At 70.3% G+C, this 20,713-nt stretch carries 1 protein-coding gene; it reads right to left on the bottom strand.

Going from position 1 to position 20,713, the window contains the following annotated elements; all coding sequences use genetic code 11:
- Window positions 1–122: 122 nt before the first annotated feature.
- Window positions 123–20,654, bottom strand: a complete 20,532-nt coding sequence (locus tag ACYQ5L_RS04575; protein ID WP_459955732.1) for a non-ribosomal peptide synthetase — start codon at window positions 20,652–20,654, stop codon at window positions 123–125.
- Window positions 20,655–20,713: the final 59 nt, after the last annotated feature.

The raw sequence follows: 20,713 nt of genomic DNA, 5'->3' as shown, positions 1-20,713 counted from the left end.
CCCGACCGTCCATGCGCTGTGCGCATCGTGTACATGCTCCGGCATTCCGAACGGTCTGGGCGAACTCACCCTGTATCGGCGTAAAGACCTCGGCATGTTGCAGAGAAGTGATTTGCGTCACATCACATGATCTCGCCCGCCCATCTTTCGCTCAGCACCACCGCAATTCGCGCCAGCGCGGGGTCACCGGTCATGCGCCAGTGGGTGGCCTGGACCGGATACACCGATACCGGTCCCTCGATTGCGTTCTGCCAGGTCGACGCTCCCGTCCGGCCCGTCGGGTCGTCCTGGGCGGCACTGAAATACACCAGGTCACCGCGGAAAACGGGCGCCGCGTACCGGCTCGGCAGCGACGCCGAGCGCAGGGCCGCGTCCAGGATCCGGGTGATCCGCTCGGATCCGAACGAGGCGAACGGTTCCGGCAGCCGCGCCAATTGCCCGGCCAGCTCCCGCGCATCGAGGTTCGCGTCCAGCTCCAGCCCGGCCGCGTGCTCGCCGAGCAGGCCGCCCGCCACCTCCGCCAGCGGAATCGCGGGCGCGTCCGCGAGACCGGCGAACTCGCCGCCGCTCTCGTTGTAGCTGTCCATCATGGCCAGCAGGGCCACCTCGGCGCCCTCGTCCTGCAGCTGCACCGCGATGGCGTGGGCGAGCACGCCGCCGAGCGACCAGCCCAGCAGGTGATACGGGCCCGCGGGCTGCACGGACCGGATCTCCTTCACATACCGGCGCGCCCAGTCCTCGATCGAGTCCGGCAGCTCGCCGTCCGCGCGCAGCGCCGGGGACTGCAGACCGTAGATCGGCCGATCCGCGTCCAGGTGCGCGGCCAGGCCCGCGAAGGACCAGGCGATGCCGCCGATCGGATGAATGCAGAACAGCGGCTCCGCGGTGCCGGTGGTGCGCAGCGGGAGCAGGACGTCGAAGGCGGCTTCGCCGTCGTGCAGGCCCGGTGAATCGCCCAGGGCGGCGACCAGATTCGCGGGCGTGGGCGCGGTGAACAGCAGCATCACCGGAACGCGCTCGCCGAGTGCGGCGCTCAGCAGGGCCGCGAGTCGCGTCGCGCTGAGCGAGGTGCCGCCGTGCTCGAAGAAGTTGTCGTCCAGCCCGATCGACTCGGCCCCGAGCACCTCGGCGAAGGCGGCGCAGACCGCGATCTCGCGCGGGGTGCCCGGCGCGCGGAACTCCCGGACCGCGAACACCGGTGCGGGCAGCGCCTTGCGGTCCAGCTTGCCCACCGGGGTGAGCGGGATCCGGTCGAGCACCACCACCGCGGCCGGGACCATATGGGACGGCAGGCTGCGGGCGGCATGCGCGAGCAGCGCGGCCGAATCCACGATCCGGTCCGGTTCCGGCAGCACGTACGACACCAGGACCGTTGCCCCGGACGGGTTCTCCCGGCCGAGGGTGTGCGCGTACGCGATATCCGGATGCGTCCCGAGCACCGCGTCGATCTCGCCGAGTTCGATGCGCAGGCCGCGGATCTTCACCTGGAAGTCGGTGCGGCCCAGGTATTCCAGCTCGCGGCGGCCGTTCGCATCGGTCCAGCGCACCAGGTCGCCGGTGCGGTACATGCGCTCCCCGGACGCGTCGAAGGGGTTGGCGACGAACCGTTCCGCGGTGAGCGCCGGCCGGCGGTGATATCCGCGAGCCATGGCCGGGCCGGCGAGGTACAGCTCGCCGACCACGCCCGCGGGCACCGGCCGCAGCCTGGCGTCGAGGACGGCCGCCCACATGCCGGCGACGGGTTCGCCGATGGTGATGCGTTCTCCCGCACGCAATTCCGCGTAAGTGGCGCCGATCGTCATCTCGGTCGGGCCGTAGCCATTGATGTAGCGCCGGCCGGGCTGCCATTTCGCCAGCAGTTCGGGCGTCGTCACATCACCGCCCGCCGAGACCGTTTCCAGCCGGTCCGCGCGCGCCGGGTCCAGGGTGCCCAGGACGGCCGGGGTGATGACGGTGTGCGTCACCTGCTCGGCCTGGATGAGCTCGTCCAGTTCGGCGCCGCCGATGATGTCGGCGGGCACGATCACCAGGGTCGCGCCCAGGTGGAAGGTCCCCAGCCACTCTTCGATCGACTGATCGAAGCTGGGCGAGCCGACCTGCAGCATCCGGTGCCCACAGGCGAGGCGGTACCGGTCGGCGGCGACATCCACCATGGCGCCGAGGCCGGTGTGGGTGACCGTCACCCCCTTGGGCAGGCCGGTCGAACCGGAGGTGTAGATCATGTACGCGGCGTGCTCGGGCCGCAGCGGCCGGATCCGGTCCGCATCGGTGACCGGCGCCGCGGACCGCCTCTCGCACAGCGCCTCGGTGACCGGGTCATCGGCCAGCCACCACTCGACTCCGCCCGGGAGCCGAGAGCTGTACTCGGACAGGGTGATACCCAGTACGGCGCCGGAGTCGACGAGCATGTGCCGCATTCGCTCCCAGGGGTAGCCCGGATCGATCGGCACGAAGGCGGCGCCGGTCTTGGCCACCGCCCAGAGGGCGGCGATCATCTCGTAGGACCGCGGCATGGCCAGGGCGACGCAGCGCTCCGGGCCCACACCGCGCCCGATCAGCAAGCGCGCCAGCTGGTTCGAGTACTCGTCCAGCTCACGATAGGTGATCGAGTCGCCTTGGTCGCGGACCGCGACCGCATCCGGATACCGGTGCGCGCCATGGGCGAGCAGCTCGGGCAGGAGTCCGGCGGTGACCGTCGGGGCGCCGGTGATCCCGGTCAGCTCGGCGTGCTCGGGGTCGGACAGCAGCGCGATATCGCCGATGGCCCGGTCGGGTTCGGCGATCAGGCCCGCCAGCAGGCGTACGAACCGCTGCGCGAGCAGCTCGACGGTGCTCTCGTCGAACAGATCCCGGGTGTAGGACAGCATGGCGGCCATGCCGCCGCCGGCGACGCCGGAGTCCTGAATGGTCAGCGACAGATCGACCTGTTCGGTCCCGGAGTCGAAATCGACCGCGCCGACCCGCAATCCGGGCAGCTCCAGGGTGGTGTCGGGCAGATTCGCGAACGACAGCATGACCTGGAACAGCGGATTGCGCGCCGTGGACCGTTCCGGTCGCAGCAGTTCGACCAACTGCTCGAACGGAATATCGGCGTGCGCGAACGCCTGCAGATCGGTTTCGCGGGTGGCCTCGACCAGTTCGCCGAAGCTGGTTCCGCCCGGCACGCGGGTCCGCAGCACCAGGGTATTGACGAACATGCCGACCAGATCGTCGAGCTCGGCCTCGCCGCGCCCGGCGACCGGGGTGCCGATGGCGATATCGTCGGTGCCCGACAAGCGCGCCAGCAGCGCCGCGAAGGCGGCGTGCACCACCATGAACGGCGTGGCGTGGCGGCCGCGCGCCAGCTCCAGCAGCCCCGCCCGGATTTCGGGCGGGATCGAGAAGTGCACGCGCCCACCGGAACCGGACTGCACCGGCGGCCGCGGGCGATCCGCGGGCAGGCTCAGCTCATCGGGCAGCCCCGCCAGCGCGGTGCGCCAGTAGCCGGCCTGCCGGGAGATCAGGCTGTCCGGATCGGCCTCCGAGCCCAGTACCGCACGCTGCCAGATGGCGTAGTCCGCGTACTGCACCGGCAGCGGGGCCCAGCCCGGCGCCGCACCGGCGAGCCGGGCGGCGTAGGCGAGCATCACATCCCGGGTCAGCGGCGCCATGGACCAGCCGTCGGCGCTGATGTGATGCGCCACCAGCACGATCACATGGTCGTGGTCGCCGAGGCGGAACAGGTTGGCACGCAAGGGAATCTCGGTGGTGACATCGAAGCCGCGCGAGACCACCTCGATGATCCGTTCGCGCAGGGTGGCGGCGTCGGCGTCCTCCGGCGTCAATTCCAGGGCCGCGGCGGTGGCGGGCAGCACCCGCTGCGCCGGGCCGGTGGGCGTATCCGGGTAGACGGTGCGCAGCACCTCGTGCCGGGCCACGACATCCAGGACCGCCGCCCGCAGCGCGGCGATGTCGAGGTCACCGGTCAGCCGGACCGCGGCCGGGATGTTGTAGGCCGCCGAGGCGCTGTCGAACCGGTTCAGGAACCACATGCGCTGCTGCGCCATGGACAGCGGCACCAGCTCGGGTCGCTGTCCCGCGATGAGCGGTATGCGGTCGCCCGCCTCGCGGTAGCGCTCCACATGCGTGGCCAATTCGGCGACGGTGGACGCCTCGAACAGGGCGCGCACCGGGACCCGGGCGCCGAGCGCCGCACCGAGCCGGGCCGCCACCTGGGTGGCCAGCAGGGAGTTGCCGCCCAGGGCGAAGAAGTCGTCGTCCGCGCCCACCCGCTCGGCGCCGAGCACATCGGTGAACACGCCCGCCACGATCTCCTCGATCGGAGTGGCCGGTGCACGGAAGGCGGTGGTCTCGAATTCGGGTTCCGGCAGTGCCTTTCGATCCAGCTTGCCGTTGACGGTGAGCGGCAGCGCCGCCAGTGCTACGAAGGCCGACGGCACCATGTACGACGGCAGCAGGCCGGACAGCGCCGACTTCACTTGCGCCGTATCGATATTCGCGTCCGCCGACACCAGATAGGCGACGAGCCGGTCGCCGAGACGCCGGTCCGATTTGGCGATCACGACGGCCTGGGTGATCTCCGGCTGGGCCAGCAGCGCGGTCTCGATCTCACCCAGTTCGATGCGGAAGCCGCGGATCTTCACCTGGAAATCGGTACGACCCCGGTACTCCAACTCACCGGCGGCATTCCACGCCACCAGGTCACCGGTGCGGTACATACGAGAACCATTGGCAGCGAACGGGTTCGCCACGAACCGGTCCGAGGTCAGGTCCGCACGCCCGAAGTAGCCACGCGCCAACTGCGCACCGGCCAGGTACAGCTCACCGGAGACACCCGCCGGTACCGGCCGCAGCCGGGCGTCGAGGACGTACACCTGGCTGTTCCACACGGGCGCACCGATAGGTACCGATCCTTGATCCGCGTCGGTGACCCGGTGGTTGGTGATCGAGACCGCGGCCTCGGTCGGACCGTACAGATTGAACAACTCCGTACGCGGGGACTCGCGCAACACCCGCTGCGCCAACGGACCCGGCAACGCCTCACCAATGGCCAGGATCCGCCACAGCGAATCCGGCAGACCATCGGTCACCAGCGCGTCCAGCATCGACGGCACCGCATGCAGGGTGGTCACCCATTCCCGCGCGATCAACTCGTTCAGGTACGCCGGATCCTTGTGCCCATCCGGCGTCGCGATAACCAAGCGACCACCACACGCGACAGCCGACCAGAACTCCCACACCGACAGGTCGAAGGTGGCAGCCGTCTTCAACAACACCGCATCGGCCGGGTCGAGACCGAATTCGGTGACCTTCCACAGCAACTGGTTGACCACCGCGCCGTGCGGCACCGCGACACCCTTGGGGCGACCGGTCGAGCCGGAGGTGAAGATGACATACGCCGTGTTGGCGGCGGTCAACTCCCGCACCCGCTCTGCAGCGGTGATCGGCGCATCCGAGTAACCCGATAGATCGAGCTCATCGATACGCAGCACCGATCCCGAGGACTCGACCTCGAAACCGTCACCGCTCGTGGTCAGCACACATGCGACAGCAGCGGTCTCGAGAATGTACCCGGTCCGCTCGGCAGGCTGATCCGGATCGATCGGCACATACGCCGCACCCGCCTTGGCCACCGCGTACATCGCGACAACAAGATCGGTGGAACGCCGGATGGCCAGCGCCACACGATCTTCCGCACCGACACCCCGCGCGATCAGCTCACGCGCCAGCTGGTTCACCCGGGCGTCGAGCTCCCGGTAGGTCAGCGACTCCGGCACACCCTCGACCCGATCGGCCACAATCGCAACCGACTTCGGATCGGCGGCAACGGAAGCGTCCAGCAACGCACTCAGCGTCGCCCGGCCCACCCGATGCTCGGTCTCATTGCGCGCGAACAACTCCTGCTGTTCGGCCGCAGCCAAGAACGGGAGATCCCCGACGGCAGTGCGGGGTGCGGCGACGATCGCGGCGAGCAGGCGCGCGAATCGATCCGCGAAGCCCTGCACCGTCGCGCGGTCGAACAGATCGGCCGCATAGGTGAGGAAGCCCGTAATGCCCTCGGCCGCACCAGTTTCGCCGTATCGGTCGGCGACGATCAGGTGCAGGTCGAACTGTGAGAGTTCGGTGTCGAACTCCAGGCCGGACACCGTGAGGCCGGGTAGCTCCAGGCTGGACTGGGCCAGATTCTGGAACGACAGGCCCACCTGGAACAGCGGGTGCCGCGCGGTGGAGCGCACCGGGTTGAGCACCTCGACGAGTCGCTCGAACGGCACGTCCGCGTGCGCGAACGCCTGGATATCGGTCTCCCGCTGGCGGTTCAGCAGTTCCGCGAACGGTGCACCGGCATCGACCTCGGTGCGGAACACCAGGGTGTTGACGAACATGCCGATCAGATCGTCCAGCGCCGCCTCACCGCGGCCCGCGGTCGGCGTGCCGATGGCGATATCGCCGGTGCCCGACAGCCGCGCCAGCAGCACCGCGAGCGCGGTGTGCACGACCATGAACAGCGTCGCGCCTTCGGCGCGCGCCAATTCGAGCAGCGCTCCATGCGTATCGGCGTCGATATTCACCTCGACCCGGCCGCCCCGGAAGGACTGCACCGCGGGGCGGGGCCGGTCGGCGGGCAGGTCCAGCTGGTCGGGCAGCCCGGCCAGCGCTTGCTTCCAGTAGCCGACCTGCTTGGCGGCCAGCGACTCCGAATCGTCCTCGCTGCCCAGCAATTCGCGCTGCCACACCGCGTAGTCGGCGTACTGCACCGCCAGCGGCGCCCACGCCGGTTCCACGCCCAAGGCGCGAGCGGCATACGCGGTCATCAGATCGCGGGTCAGCGGACCCATCGAGGAGCCATCCGCCGAGATGTGGTGCACGACCATGGCGATGACGTGTTCATCGTCCGCGATCTCGAACAGCGCCACCCGCAACGGCACCTCGACGGTGACGTCGAAGATGGTCGAGTTCACCTCCACCACCGCGGCCGGAATCTCGTCGACCGCGACAGCGCGAACCTCGAGCGCCGGCACCGCCTGCGAGGGCGGCAGGATCACCTGCACCGGACCGTTCTCGGTCTGCGGATAGATCGTCCGCAGAATCTCGTGCCTGGCGACCACATCCGCCACCGCGGCCCGCAACGCCTCCACATCCAGCGCCCCGGACAACCGCACCGCGACGGGCACGTTGTAGGCGGCCGACTCGGTGTCGAACCGGTTGAGGAACCACATCCGCTGCTGCGCCAGCGACAGCGGAATCTCCTCCGGCCGCGGCCCGGCCGTCAGCGCCTTGCGCCCGCCGGAACCCGCATCCAATTCCACCCGCGCGGCCAGCGCCGCCACCGTCGCCGCCTCGAACAGCAGGCGCACCGGCACCCGGGTATCGAGCGCCGCGCCGAGCCGCGCCGCGACCTGAGTGGCAAGCAGCGAATTGCCGCCCCGCGCGAAGAAATCATCATCCAAACCAATAGGCGCGTCACCCTCGAGGTGCAGCACCTCGGCGAACACACCGGCCACCAGCTGCTCGATAGGAGTGGCGGGCGCGCGGAAGGCCGTCGCCGCGAACTCCGGCTCCGGCAACGCCTTTCGATCCAGCTTGCCGTTGACGTTCAACGGCAACTCGTCGAGCACCACGAACGCCGCGGGCACCATGTACGACGGCAGCGCCGCCGACAATGCCGACTTCACCCGCGCGACTTCGAGCTCCGTCTCCGGCGTGCCGAGCGCCCAGCCGGAAGTGTCCGTCTCCATCTCCAGCGTGCCGAGCGCCCAGCCGGAAGTGTCCGTCTCCATCTCCAGCGTGCCGAGCGCCCAGCCGGAAGTGTCCGTCTCCATCTCCAGCGTGCCGGGCGCCCAGCCGGAAGTGTCCGTCTCCATCTCCAGCGTGCCGGGCGCCCAGCCGGAAGTTTCCGTCTCCGTCTCCAGCGTGCTGAATGCCCGGCCGGAGGTTTCCGTTGTCATTCCGGCGCGGTCTTGGCCGGAATCCGCCAGGCCGTCGGAGGTCCCGGCCAACGGCATGCCGCGATGGCGGGCGGGACTCCCCGCTGCGCGCTGGGGCACCAGATACGCCACCAGGCGGTCGCCGGTGCGCTGATCGGCCCTGGCCAGCACTGCCGCCTGCGCTACCTCCGGCAACGCCAGCAGCGCCGCCTCGATCTCGCCCAGCTCGATGCGGAAGCCGCGGATCTTCACCTGGAAGTCGGTACGGCCCCGGTACTCCAGCTCACCGGCGGCATTCCACGCCACCAGGTCACCGGTGCGGTACATGCGAGATCCGTTGCCCTGGAACGGGTTCGCCACGAAACGATCCGCGGTGAGGTCGGATCGCCCGAAATAGCCACGTGCCAGCTGATCACCGGCCAGGTACAGCTCACCGGAGACACCCACCGGGACCGGATGCAGCCGCTGGTCCAGCACATGCGCCTGGCTGTTCCACACCGGCGCACCGATGGACACCGACAGCTCGTCGGCATCGCCGACGGCATGGCTGGTGATCGACACGGCAGTTTCGGTCGGACCGTACAGGTTGAACAGCCCGGCCCCCTTGTTCGCGGCGCGGAAACGCCGCGCCACCGAGGGCGGCAGCGCCTCACCGATGGCGAGCACGCGCCGCAGCGAGTCCGAGAGCGCTCCACCGGATTCGGTGAGCAGCGCGTCGAGCATGGACGGCACCACGTGCAGCGTGGTGACGCGCTCCCGGGCCATGAGCTCGTTGAGGTACGCCGGATCGCGCTGCCCATCGGCCGCGGCGATCACCAGGCGGCCCCCGGCGACGGCCGCCGACCAGAACTCCCAGACCGAGAGATCGAAGGTCGCGGCCGTCTTGAGCAGCACCGCGTCCTCGGCCGTCAGCCCGAATTCCGCGGTCTTCCAGAGCAACTGATTCACGATGGCCGAGTGCGACACCGCCACGCCCTTCGGGCGGCCGGTCGAACCGGACGTGAAGATCACGTACGCGGTATTGGACGGCCGCAGGCGGCCGATGCGTTCAGCGACAGCAATCGGCGCGGGCGAGTACCCCGACAGATCGAGCTCGTCCAGGCGCAACACCGGTACGTGCGGCGCAGCTTCGCGGAATGCCTCCGACAGATCTTCGCCCGCTGCCTGATCCGTCATTCCGGCATGGGGTTGGCCGGAATCCACACCGGCGACGTCATCACCGGCGTGGTGTGGATCCCGGCCGAGAATCGCGCCGGGATGACGAAGGGATTCGCTCCCGCGCGCCTCCTGGCTGAGGGATTCCAGCTCGAAACCGTCTGCGCCGGTGGTCAGCACGCATACCGGTGCGGCGGTCTCCAGGAGGTAGCGGGTCCGCTCCCCCGGCTGGTCCGGGTCGACCGGCACGTACGCGCCGCCGGCGGCCGAGACCGCGTACATGGCGACGACCAGATCCACCGAACGCCGCAGTGCCAGGGCGACCCGCTGCTCCGGGCCTACGCCCAGTGAGATCAGGTGCCGGGCCAGGCGATTCACCCGGGTGGCGAGTTCGCCGTAGGTGAGTTCGACCCGTCCGTCGGGCGAATCCGCGAGCAGGGCGATCGAGTCGGGCGCGGTGACCATGGCCGCGTCCAGCAGGGTGGCAAGGGTGGTCGCCGAATCCACCGGGTGTTCGGTCGCATTGGGCGCCGACAGGGCCGCTCGTTCGGCCGGGGCGAGGAACTCCAGGTCTCCGACCGCGCGGTGCGGTGCGGTGATGATCTCTTCGAGCAGGCGCACGAAGCGATCCGCGAAGCCCTGCACCGTCGCCTGGTCGAACAGCGCGGTGGCGTAGGTGAACACGCCGGCGATGCCGGTGGGTTCGCCTGCCGCGTCGTAGGTGTCGGTGACGATGAGGTGCAGGTCGAATTGGGTGATCTCGGTGTCGATGTCCAGGCCGGCGACGGTGAGGCCGGGTAGTTCCAGGACCGAGCGGCCCAGGTTCTGGAACGACAGGCCGACCTGGAACAGGGGGTGGCGGGCGGCGGAGCGCACCGGATTGAGCACCTCGACCAGGCGCTCGAAGGGCACGTCCGCGTGGGCGAAGGCCTGGATGTCGGCTTCGCGCTGGCGGGCCAGCAGTGCGGTGAAGGCCGCGCCGTCGTCGACCCGGGTGCGGAACACCAGGGTGTTGACGAACATGCCGATGAGGTCGTCGAGGACGGCCTCGCCGCGGCCCGCCATCGGGGTGCCGATGGCGATGTCATCGGTGCCGGACAACCGGGCCAGCAGCACCGCGAAGGCCGTGTGCACGGCCATGAACAGCGTCGCGCCTTCCGTGCGCGCCAATTCGGTGAGCGCACGGTGGGTTTCGGCGTCGATCTGGATTTCCACCCGGCCGCCGGCGTAGGACTGCACCGCCGGGCGCGGCCGATCCGCCGGAAGTTCCAGCTGGTCGGGTAGGCCGGCGAGGGTCTGCCGCCAGTACTCGACCTGACGGGCCGTGAGCGATTCCGGATCGTCCTCGCTGCCCAGCAGCTCACGCTGCCACAGGGTGTAGTCCGCGTACTGCACCGCCAGCGGCGTCCACGCGGGTTCCTGCCCGGTGGTGCGCGCCGCGTAGGCGGTCACCAGATCCCGGGTGAGCGGTGCGAACGACGCACCGTCGCCGGAGATGTGGTGTATCACCAGTGCAAGCACGAATTCGCCGGGGGCGCCGTCGATTTCGAACAGTGCGATGCGCAGCGGCACTGCGGCGGTCACATCGAAGCCGGTGTCCACCAGGTGCCGCAGCTCGGCCACCAGCCCATCGGCGGTGACGGACCGGATGTCGAGTTCCGGTGTCGCCTGCGCGATGGGCAGGATCACCTGTGCCGCACCGGTTTCGGTGCGCGGGTAGACGGTCCGCAGGATCTCGTGGCGGGCGATCACATCCGTGATGGCGGCGCGCAGCGCGTCGACGTCCACTGCGCCCGACAATCGCACCGCGATCGGCATGTTGTAGGCGACCGAGGCCGGGTCGATCTGATTGAGCAGCCACATGCGCTGCTGGGCGGGTGACAGCGGCACCGATTCCGGCCGCGGACCCGCCACCAGCGCCTTGCGGTCGCCGTGTCCGGCCGACTGATCCACCAGCGCGGCCAGTCCGGCCACGGTGGAGGCCTCGAACAGCACTCGCGCGGGCACCCGGGTATCGAGCGCCGCGCTGATCCGGGCCATGGCCCGCGCGGCCAGCAGGGAGTTGCCGCCGAGCTCGAAGAAATCGTCGTCCGCGCCGACCCGGGCCTCCGGATCGTCCGGGTGCAGCAGCGCCGCGAAGACCTCCGCGACCAGTTCCTCCCGCGGCCCCGCCGGGGCCCGGAACTCCTTGGCCCGCACCCGCGGAGCCGGGAGCGCGCGCCGATCCAGCTTGCCGACCGGGGTCAGCGGGATGGTGTCGAGCACCATGATGACAGTGGGCACCATGTGCGCGGGCAGGGTGCGCGCGGCCAGGGCGGTGAGTTCCGCGGTATCGACCGTCGCGCCCGGGGCGGCGTGCACGTAGGCGACCAGAATGGTTGCGCCGCTGTCCATTCGGTGCCCGACAGTGACGGCGAAGTCCACGGTGTCGTGCCCGGCGAGCAGGGCGTCGATCTCACCCAGTTCGATCCGGAAACCGCGCACCTTGACCTGGAAGTCGTTGCGGCCCAGATATTCCACCTCGCCGGCGGCGGTCCACCGCGCCAGGTCGCCGGTGCGGTAGAGGCGGGCTCCGGCGGGTCCGAACGGGTTGGCCACGAACCGGTCCGCCGTCAGCCCCGGTCGCGCCAGGTATCCGCGGGCCAGCTGGATACCGGCGAGATACAGCTCGCCGGTCACGCCCGTGGGCACCGGCCGTAGTCGATCGTCGAGGACGTACTCCGTCATGCCGGGCACCGGCGGGCCGATGGTCACCGGCCGATCCGGGGCCTGCACACCGTAATTGGCGATGATGGTCGCCTCGGTCGGGCCGTAGCCGTTGACGAACCGGCGCATGCGGCCACCGGCGACCGGAATCGCCCAGCGGCGCACCAGCTCCGGCGGGCAGGCCTCACCGGCCACACACACCGTGCGCAAGCGGTCCAGCCCGGCCGGATCCACCGAGGCCAGCGCGGACGGTGTGATGAACATGTGCGTCACTCGCTCGCGGTGCAGCAGAGCGGCGAGTTCCGCGCCGCCGTACACCTCCGGCGCGGCCACCACCATGGTGCCCGCGCTGCCGAGGGTCAGCAGCAGTTCGGCCACCGAGACGTCGAAGGATGGCGAGATGACGTGCAGCGTGCGGGTGGCGCCGATGGCGTGCAGCGTCTCGCGCTGGTGGGCGCTGAAGGCGAACACACCGGCCTGGGCCACCACCACGCCCTTGGGGCGGCCGGTGGAACCCGAGGTGTAGATGACGTAGGCCGGGTGTTCCGGGCGCAGGGGCCGCACGCGATCGGCATCGGTGACGGGTGCGTCCGACCGCTGTGCGAGCGCGTCCAGGAAGGCGGCATCGTCGATATCGAGCCAGTCCAGCCCGTCCGGCAGCCCCGCGTGCACCGCGCCCACGGTCAGACCGAGCCGCGCGCCGGAGTCGGCCACCAGATAGGCCACGCGCTCCGGCGGGTAGTTCGGATCGACCGGAACGAAGGCCGCGCCGGTCTTGGCGACCGCCCAGACCGCCAGCACCGATTCGATGGATCGCGGAATGCCGACCGCGACAATGTCTTCCGGCCCGACACCGCGCTCGATGAGCAGCCGAGCCAGCCGGGTCGAGCGGGCGTCGAGCTCGAGATAGCCGAGCTCGGCCAGGGTCCGGTCGCCGTCGGCGAAGACAAGGGCGAGACCGTCCGGGTTCGCCTCCACGGCCGCTTCGAGCAGCTGCGGCAGGGTGCCGCCGGGCACGGCCGTCGCGGCCTGCGCCACGGGCAGTGCCGCGACGGGCCGCTCCGCGGGATCGAGAATGTCGATATCGCCGACGACGACGGCCGGATCACCGGCCACCGCCGCGAGAATCCGCTGGAAGCGGCGGCCGAACGCGGCCACGGTCGGCTCGTCGAACAGATCGGTCGCGTAGGTGAAGGAGATGGCCAGATCCCCGGGCGTGCCGTCGTCCCGCTGCCCGGGCTCGGCGAGCACCAGCAGATCGAATTTCGCTGCCGCCGCGCCGGTGTCGAGCGCCGCGATGCTCAGGCCCGGCAGCTCCAAGGCGGCCTGCTCGGCGTTGTCGAACGACAGCGCCACCTGGAACAGCGGGTTGTGCGCGGTGGAGCGGGCCGGGGCGACCGCCTCCACCACGCGTTCGAAGGGGATGTCGGCATTGGCGAAGGCATCGAGGTCGGTTTCCCGCGCCAGCGCGAGAAGACTCTCGAAGGTGGCGTCGGAGCTCACCGGCGTGCGCAGGGTCAGCGTATTGACGAACATGCCGACCAGATCGTCCAGCGCGCGCTCGCCACGCCCCGCGATCGGAGCGCCGACGGCGATGTCCGAGCTGCCGGACAGTCGCGCCAGCAGCACCGCCAGCGCCGCGTGCACGACCATGAACAGGGTCGAATTGCTGTCGCGGGCAAGGTCGATCAGCCCGCGATGTACTTGTTCGGGCACCACGAAGCCGGTGACGGCGCCGCGCAGGGACGGCTGCGGCGGCCGCGGCCGGTCGGCGGGCAGTTCGAGCAGTTCCGGCGAATCCGCCAGCTGTGCCCGCCAGTACGCCAATTGCCGTCCGGCGACCGAATTCTCGTCCTCGTCGTCGCCGGTGATCTGGCGCTGCCAGAGCGCGAAGTCGGCGTACTGGACCGGCAGCGGGGCCCACTCGGGAGCCATGCCGCCGATGCGGGCCACATAGGCCGTCACCAGATCCCGGGCCAGCGGGCTCATGGAGACGCCGTCCGCCGAAATATGGTGCGCCACAACGATCAACACATGTTCGGAGTCGCGACCGGTAAGCAGCAGGGTGCGCACCGGCGGCGCGGCGGTCACGTCGAATCCGGTCGTCACCAGCTCGGCGATGCGAGCGGGCACGGCGGCCGGGTCGGCGGCCTCCTCGACGCGCAGCGGTTCCGGGAAAGCCGCTGCGACGGAAAGGATCTCCTGGTACGGCAGTCCGCCGGGACCGTCCACGGGATACCGGGTGCGCAGCGACTCATGGCGTTCCAGCACGTCGGCCACGGCCGCGCGCAGGGCGGGCACATCGAGCGTGCCGGTCAGCCGGATGGCCAGCGGCATGTTGTAGTACGGCGATTCCGGTTCCAGCTGGTTGAGCACCCACATCCGCTGCTGCGCGGGCGAGAGCGGAATGCGTTCCGGTCGCGGCATGGGCGCCAAGGCCGGACGGGCCGCGCCCGAGCTGTTCTCGATGCGGGCGGCCAGCTCGGCCACGGCCGGGGTCGCGAAAAGCTCCCGTACTCCGATGCTTCCGCCGGTGGCCTCATTGATACGCGCCACGACGCGGGTGGCCAGCAGCGAATTGCCGCCGAGTGAGAAGAAGTCGTCGTCCGCGCCCACCCGCTCGACGCCGAGCACCTCGGCCAGCACCCGGGCGACGACCTGTTCGGCCGGGGTGGACGGTTCGCGGTAGGTCCGCGCCTGGAATTCGGGCGCGGGCAGGGCTTCGCGATCGAGTTTGCCGTTGGGCGTCAGCGGAAGTTCGTCCAGCACCACGACGGCCGCGGGCACCATGTGCTCCGGCAGCACCTGTTTGGCGTGTTCCAGCAGCTGCGCGGTATCGACGGTCCGGTCCGCGGCGGCCAGCACATACGAGACCAGCGCGGTGACGCCGGAGGGCAGCGTCCGGCCCACCGTCACGGCCTGGCCGACATCGGCATGACCCCGGAGGGCATTGTCGATCTCACCCAGTTCGATGCGGAAACCGCGAATCTTCACCTGGAAATCGGTGCGGCCCAGGAATTCGAATTCCCCGGTCTCGGTGCGGCGCACCAGATCACCGGTGCGATACAACCGCGCACCCGAGGATTCCGCCCCGGTCGCGAACGGATTGGCGATGAACCGCTCGGCGGTCAATTCCGGCCGGCCCAGATAGCCCTGTGCCAGTGCCGGTCCCGACAGGTACAGCTCGCCGGTCACCCCGGCGGGCACCGGACGCAACCAGGCGTCCAGCACGAAACCGTCCACGCCGGCAATGAGAGAACCGATAGTGACCGGCTGCGCGGGCCGCATCCGCCCGCTGGTCACCACGACCGTCGCCTCGGTCGGCCCATACGAATTGAACACGGCGCGGTCGCCGTGCGCCCAGCGCTCGACCAGGTCCGCGCTCAGCACGTCCGCTCCGGTGACCAGCACCCGCAGATCGGCCAACCCGCCGGGCTCGATCGAGGACAGCGCGCCCGGCGTGATCAGCACATGCGAAACCCGCTCGCGGCGTAGCAGATCCGCGAGTTCGGGACCGGCGTAGACCTCCGGCGGCGCGATGACCAGCGTGGCGCCGGCGGCGAAGGCGAACAGCAACTCCTCGAGCGAGAAGTCGAAACTCGGCTTGATGACGTGCAGCACCCGCGAATCCGCGGTCACGTCGTACTCGTCGCGCAGCGCCGTCATGGCGGCCAGGCCCGCGTGCGTCACCGCGACGCCCTTGGGCAGACCGGTGGAACCGGAGGTGTAGATGACGTAGGCCGGATGCTGCCCGGTGAGCGGGCGAAGCCGGTCCTGATCCGAGACCGGATGCGCCGGAAGTGATTCCAGGTGACGCATCCGATCGGTATCGTCGAGGACGACCCATTCGATCGAATTGTCCAGTGCGCCTCGCTCGGCGCCGATGGTCACGCCCAGTCGCGCGCCCGAATCGGAGAGAATGTGAGCGATCCGCTCGGCCGGGTAGCTCGGGTCCAGCGGCAGGTAGGCGGCGCCGGTCTTGGCCACGCCCCACAGCGCCACCACCGATTCCAGCGACCGCGGAATGCCGACGACGACCAGTTCACCCGGCCCGGCACCGTGCGCGATCAGCTCCCGCGCCAGGCGCGACGAAGCCTCGTCCAGCGCGCGATAGCTGAGCGACCGATCGCCGGCGCGCACCGCGATCCGCTCCGGTCCGGCGAGCACGCCCCGGGTCAGCAGGTCCGGCAGCAGCGCCGCCGCGGGCCCGCCGTCACTCACCTGGGTGAGCCGTGCGTATTCCGCTTCGGCCAGCAGATGCGTTGCGGCGAGCGTGCGATCCGGGTCAGCGATGATCCGGTCGATCAGCAGTTGCAGCCGATCTGCCAGCGCCACAGCGATTTCCGGGTCGACCGCGTCGAGCCGGTGCATCACCTGCACCCGCAGCCGTTCCTCGAGTTCGACCACCACCGACACCGGATAGTGGGTGTTGGTCACGCCGCGCACATCGTCGACTCGCAGCCCGTCGATGGCCCCGCCGGCCTGCCGCAGCCCGTCGGTGTCGACCAGATACGACTCGAAGGCGACCAAGGTGTCGAACAGCTCGTCCACTCCGGCGGCGGCCTGGATGTCGCCGAGGCCGAGGTAGTGGTGTTCGAGCAGCGCCGCCTGCTCGGACTGCAAGCGGCTCAGCAGTTCTCGCGCCGTCCGGTACGGATCCATCCGGACCCGCACCGGAATGGTGTTCACGAACAGGCCGACAATATCCTCGACACCGTCCAGCTGCGGCGGGCGGCCGGACACCACCGCGCCGAAGACGATATCGTCGCGGCCGGTGAACCCGGCGACCAGCAGGCTCCACGCCGCCTGCACGACGGTATTGACGGTGACGCCGGTCTCGCCGGCGAACTTCGCCAGCGCCCCCGTCTGTTCGGCGGTCAATTCGAAGGCGCGGGAACCGAATCCGATCTCCGGCCGCCGCACGCGCGGCAGCGCGGGCAGCAGCGCGGTGCGCTCGGCGCCCGACAGCGCCGACCGCCACACCGTGGCGGTGGCCGCCCGATCCTGGCCCGACAGCCATGCCAGATGGTCACGGTAGGGCCGCACGCGCGGCAGCTGCGAGGCATCGCCGTGCGTCGCGTACAGCAGCAGCAGATCCTTCATGAGCAGCGGCAGCGACCAGCCGTCGAAGAGGATGTGATGGCTGGTCAGCGTGAAGCACACGCGCCCGGATGCGGTGCGGTACAGGGTGAACCGCACCATCGGCGCGGCGGCCGGATCGAATCGGCGCAGCTGATCGGCCTCGAGCAGCGCGGGCAGCTCGTCGTCCGCGACGCCGTCCACCTCCTGCCAGGGGGCCGTGACGCCGTCCACCACGAGCTGCACCGGCGAGCCGTCGGCGGCGGTGACGAAGGCGGCGCGCAGACTGGCGTGCCGATCCAGGACCGCCTGGGCGGCGCCGCGCAACCTGGGCACATCGATCACGCCGGACAGCTCGATCACGAACTGGGTCACGTAGATATCCGGCGCACCCGCGGTGAGCTGCGTGTGGAACAGCAGGCCCGATTGCAGCGGCGACAGCGGAAGGACGTCGGACAGACCGGGATACGCGGCTCCCCAGGCATCCAGCTCCGCCTGCGAGGCCCGGACCAGCGGCACATCCGACGGAGTCAGACCGCCGGCCGCCGGATCCTCGAGGTGTCCGGCCACCGCGGTCAGCGCGGCCACCCACTCCCGCGCCAGCTCGCGCACGGCGGCCTGGTCGAGGATCTCCGCCGCGTACTGGAACGACGCGCCCAGGCGCGGACCGGCCTCGGTGTCGGTCACGATGGCGTTGATATCGATGACCACATCGGCCGGGAGCGCCGAATCCTGTTCGGCGGACAGCTCGCCCAGCGCGTCGGTCGGCAGCCAGCCGGCCGCCTCGACGCCCTCGGGCATACCCCCGGTGGTGATCCGGCCGAGGTAGTTGAACCCGATCTGGCCCAGGTCGCCGCCGAGTTCGGCGGCGGTCTCCGGATTCAGGTGCCGCAGCAGGCCGAAGCCGATGCCCTTGGCGGGCACCGCCAGCAGCTGTTCCTTCACCGCGCGCAGGGCCGCCGCGGTCGACGCCGCCGTCCCGTCGGCCGCGATGCCGGTCAGATCCAGGGCCACCGGATAGACGCTGGTGAACCAGCCGACGGTCCGGGTGAGATCGGCGCCGGGGACCGTATCCTCTTCGCGCCCATGCCCTTCCAGGCGCACCCGCGTGACCGGCGCGGCCACGCCGCGGCGCGCCCGCCACGAGCGCGCCGCCACCGCCAGTGCGGCGAGCAGGCCGTCGTTCACACCACCGCGATAGCGGGCGGGCACCTCCGTCAGCAGTGCCTCGGTGACGTGCACCGGCACCTCGACACTGAAGCGCCGCATCGTCGCATGGGTGTCCACCGCGGCGTCCAGCGCCCGGGCGCCGAGCGGCGGATCCGGATACGCCAGCACGCGCCGCCAGTGCTCCAGTTCGCCGAGCCGTTCGGCCGATCCGGCCGCCTCCGCCAGCCCGTGCGCCCAGCGCCGGAACGAGGTGCCGATGGCCGCCGGGGCGGGCTGCTGCCCCGCCGTCAGCTGCGCCCAGGCGGTCATGAAGTCCGGAATCAGGATTCGCCACGACACGCCGTCGATCACATAGTGATGCGCGACCACGACGAGCGCGTCCGCGGCATCGGGCCGCCGCAGCCAGGTGAACGCGATCATCCGCCCCGCAACCGGATTCAGCATGGCGGCGGTGGAATCCAGTGCGGCACTGCCGATTCGGGCCAGCTCGGCGTCGTCGACACCGGCGGGCACATCCAGCTCGGCGATTGCCGCCGCGATATCGAAGGCTCCCGGCGGCGGCACCTCGAACCGCCACCCGCCCGCGGCGTCCGCATCCGCGGAGATCCGCGCGCGCAGCACATCGTGGTGGTCCAGCACCGCGGCCACGGTCGCCTCCAGCGCGGTGCGCCGCACACCCTCCGGCAGCGCCAGCACCATGCTCTGGAAGTACCGCTGCGACAGCCCGTGCGCGAGCTGGCGGGCCAGCACCGGCGTCAGCGGAATCTCGCCCGCGCCGCCGCCGGGCAGTTCCGCGAGCACCGCGGCCGCGGCCGTCTCACCGACGATGGCGACCTTGGCCAGCCGCGCCACGGTGCGGTGCTCGAACACATCCTGGGGCGTGAAGACGATTCCGGCCGACCGCGCCCGGGAGACCAGCTGCATCGACATGATGCTGTCGCCGCCGATGGCGAAGAAGGAATCGTCGGCGCCGACGCGATCCACGCGCAGCAGCTCGGCGAACAATTGCGCGATGCGCGTCTCCACCGGACCGGACGGGTCCCGGGAGACCGGGGTTTCGAAGACCGGCTCCGGCAGCGCGGAGCGATCGAGTTTGCCGTTCGGGGTCAAGGGAATCCGATCCAGCACCACGATCGCCGAGGGCACCATGTGCGCGGGCAGCGTGGCCCCGACGTGTTCGGCCAGCTCCGCGGTGTCCACGGTCCGGCCCGGCGCCGGCAGCACATAGGCCACCAGCGCGGTCGCCCCCGAGGGCAGCGTGCGGCCCATGGTCGCCGCGAAATCGAGATCCGGGTGGGCGGTGAGGGCGTCGTCGATCTCGCCGAGTTCGATGCGGAAGCCGCGGATCTTCACCTGGAAGTCGGCGCGGCCGAGAATTTCCAGACCGGCGCCGTCCTCGCGGCGGCGCGCCAGGTCGCCGGTGCGGTACAGCCGCGAACCGGGGGCGCCCGCCAGCTCACCGAAGGGATTGGCCACGAACCGATCCGCGGTGAGCGCGGGACGGCCCAGGTAGCCCTGGGCCAGGGCCGGGCCCGAGACGTACAGTTCGCCGACCACCCCGTCCGGCACCGGGCGCAATCCGCCGTCGAGCACGAAGGCGCCCACACCGGGGGTGGCATTGCCGATGGTGATGTCCTGATCCGGTTGCAGCGCGGCGCTGCTGGTCACCAGGATGGTGGCCTCGGTCGGGCCGTAGCCGTTGAGGAAGGAGCGGCCGGGTATCGCCCAGCGGCGCAGCAGATCCGGGCCGAAGCGGTCGCCGGCGACCATGACGGTGCGCAGGTCCTCCAGGCCGGCGGGATCGACCGATTCCAGCGCGCCCGGGGTGATCAGCATGTGCGTGACCCGTTCGCGGCGCAGCAGTTCCGCCAGTTCGATACCGCCGAACGCGGTCGGCGGAGCGATCACCAGCGTCGCGCCGGCGCTGAAGGCCAGCAGCAGTTCGAGCACCGACACATCGAAATTCGGCGAGCAGACATGCAATACGCGCGAGTCCGCGGTGATGCCGCAATGCTCGCGCTCGAAGACGGTGAGGGCGCTCAGGCCGCCGTGGGTGACCGCGACGCCCTTGGGGCGGCCGGTGGAGCCGGAGGTGTAGATGACATAGGCCGGATGCTGCTCGGTGAGCGTGCGGATCCGATCGGCATAGGACACCGGATGTCCGGGCCGCGCCTCGATGCGGTCGCGCTGCTCCGGATCGTCGAGTTCCAGCCACGGCACGGACTCGCCCAGTGCGGCGCGATGGCGAACGACGGTCAGGCCCAGCACCGCGCCCGAGTCCGACAGCAGGTAGCCGATGCGGTCACTCGGATAGGTGGGATCGACGGGGACATACGCCGCACCGGTTTTCGCCACCGCCCAGACGCAGAGCACCGACTCGAGCGACCGGGTGAGGCCGATGGCCACCACATCGCCGGGACCGACGCCGCGATCGATCAGCTCCCGCGCCACTCGCGAGGAGGCCTCATCCAGTTCGTGATAGGTCAGCTGCCTGTCCTCGAACCGGATCGCCGCCCGATCCGAGGCGGAATCCACCGCCGCGGTGAGCAATTGGGGGAACAGCTGACCGCCGTTCCGGCGTCGGCGATTTCCGCGTGCAGAACGACGCCCGGTATCCACTGGTGATCCATTCCCTCCAACACAAATAGGCCCCATATGTCCGGGCCACTCTCGAGCAA

The sequence above is a fragment of the Nocardia sp. IFM 10818 genome, assembly GCF_054655275.1.
This window is presented reverse-complemented; position numbering and strand designations above follow the sequence as displayed.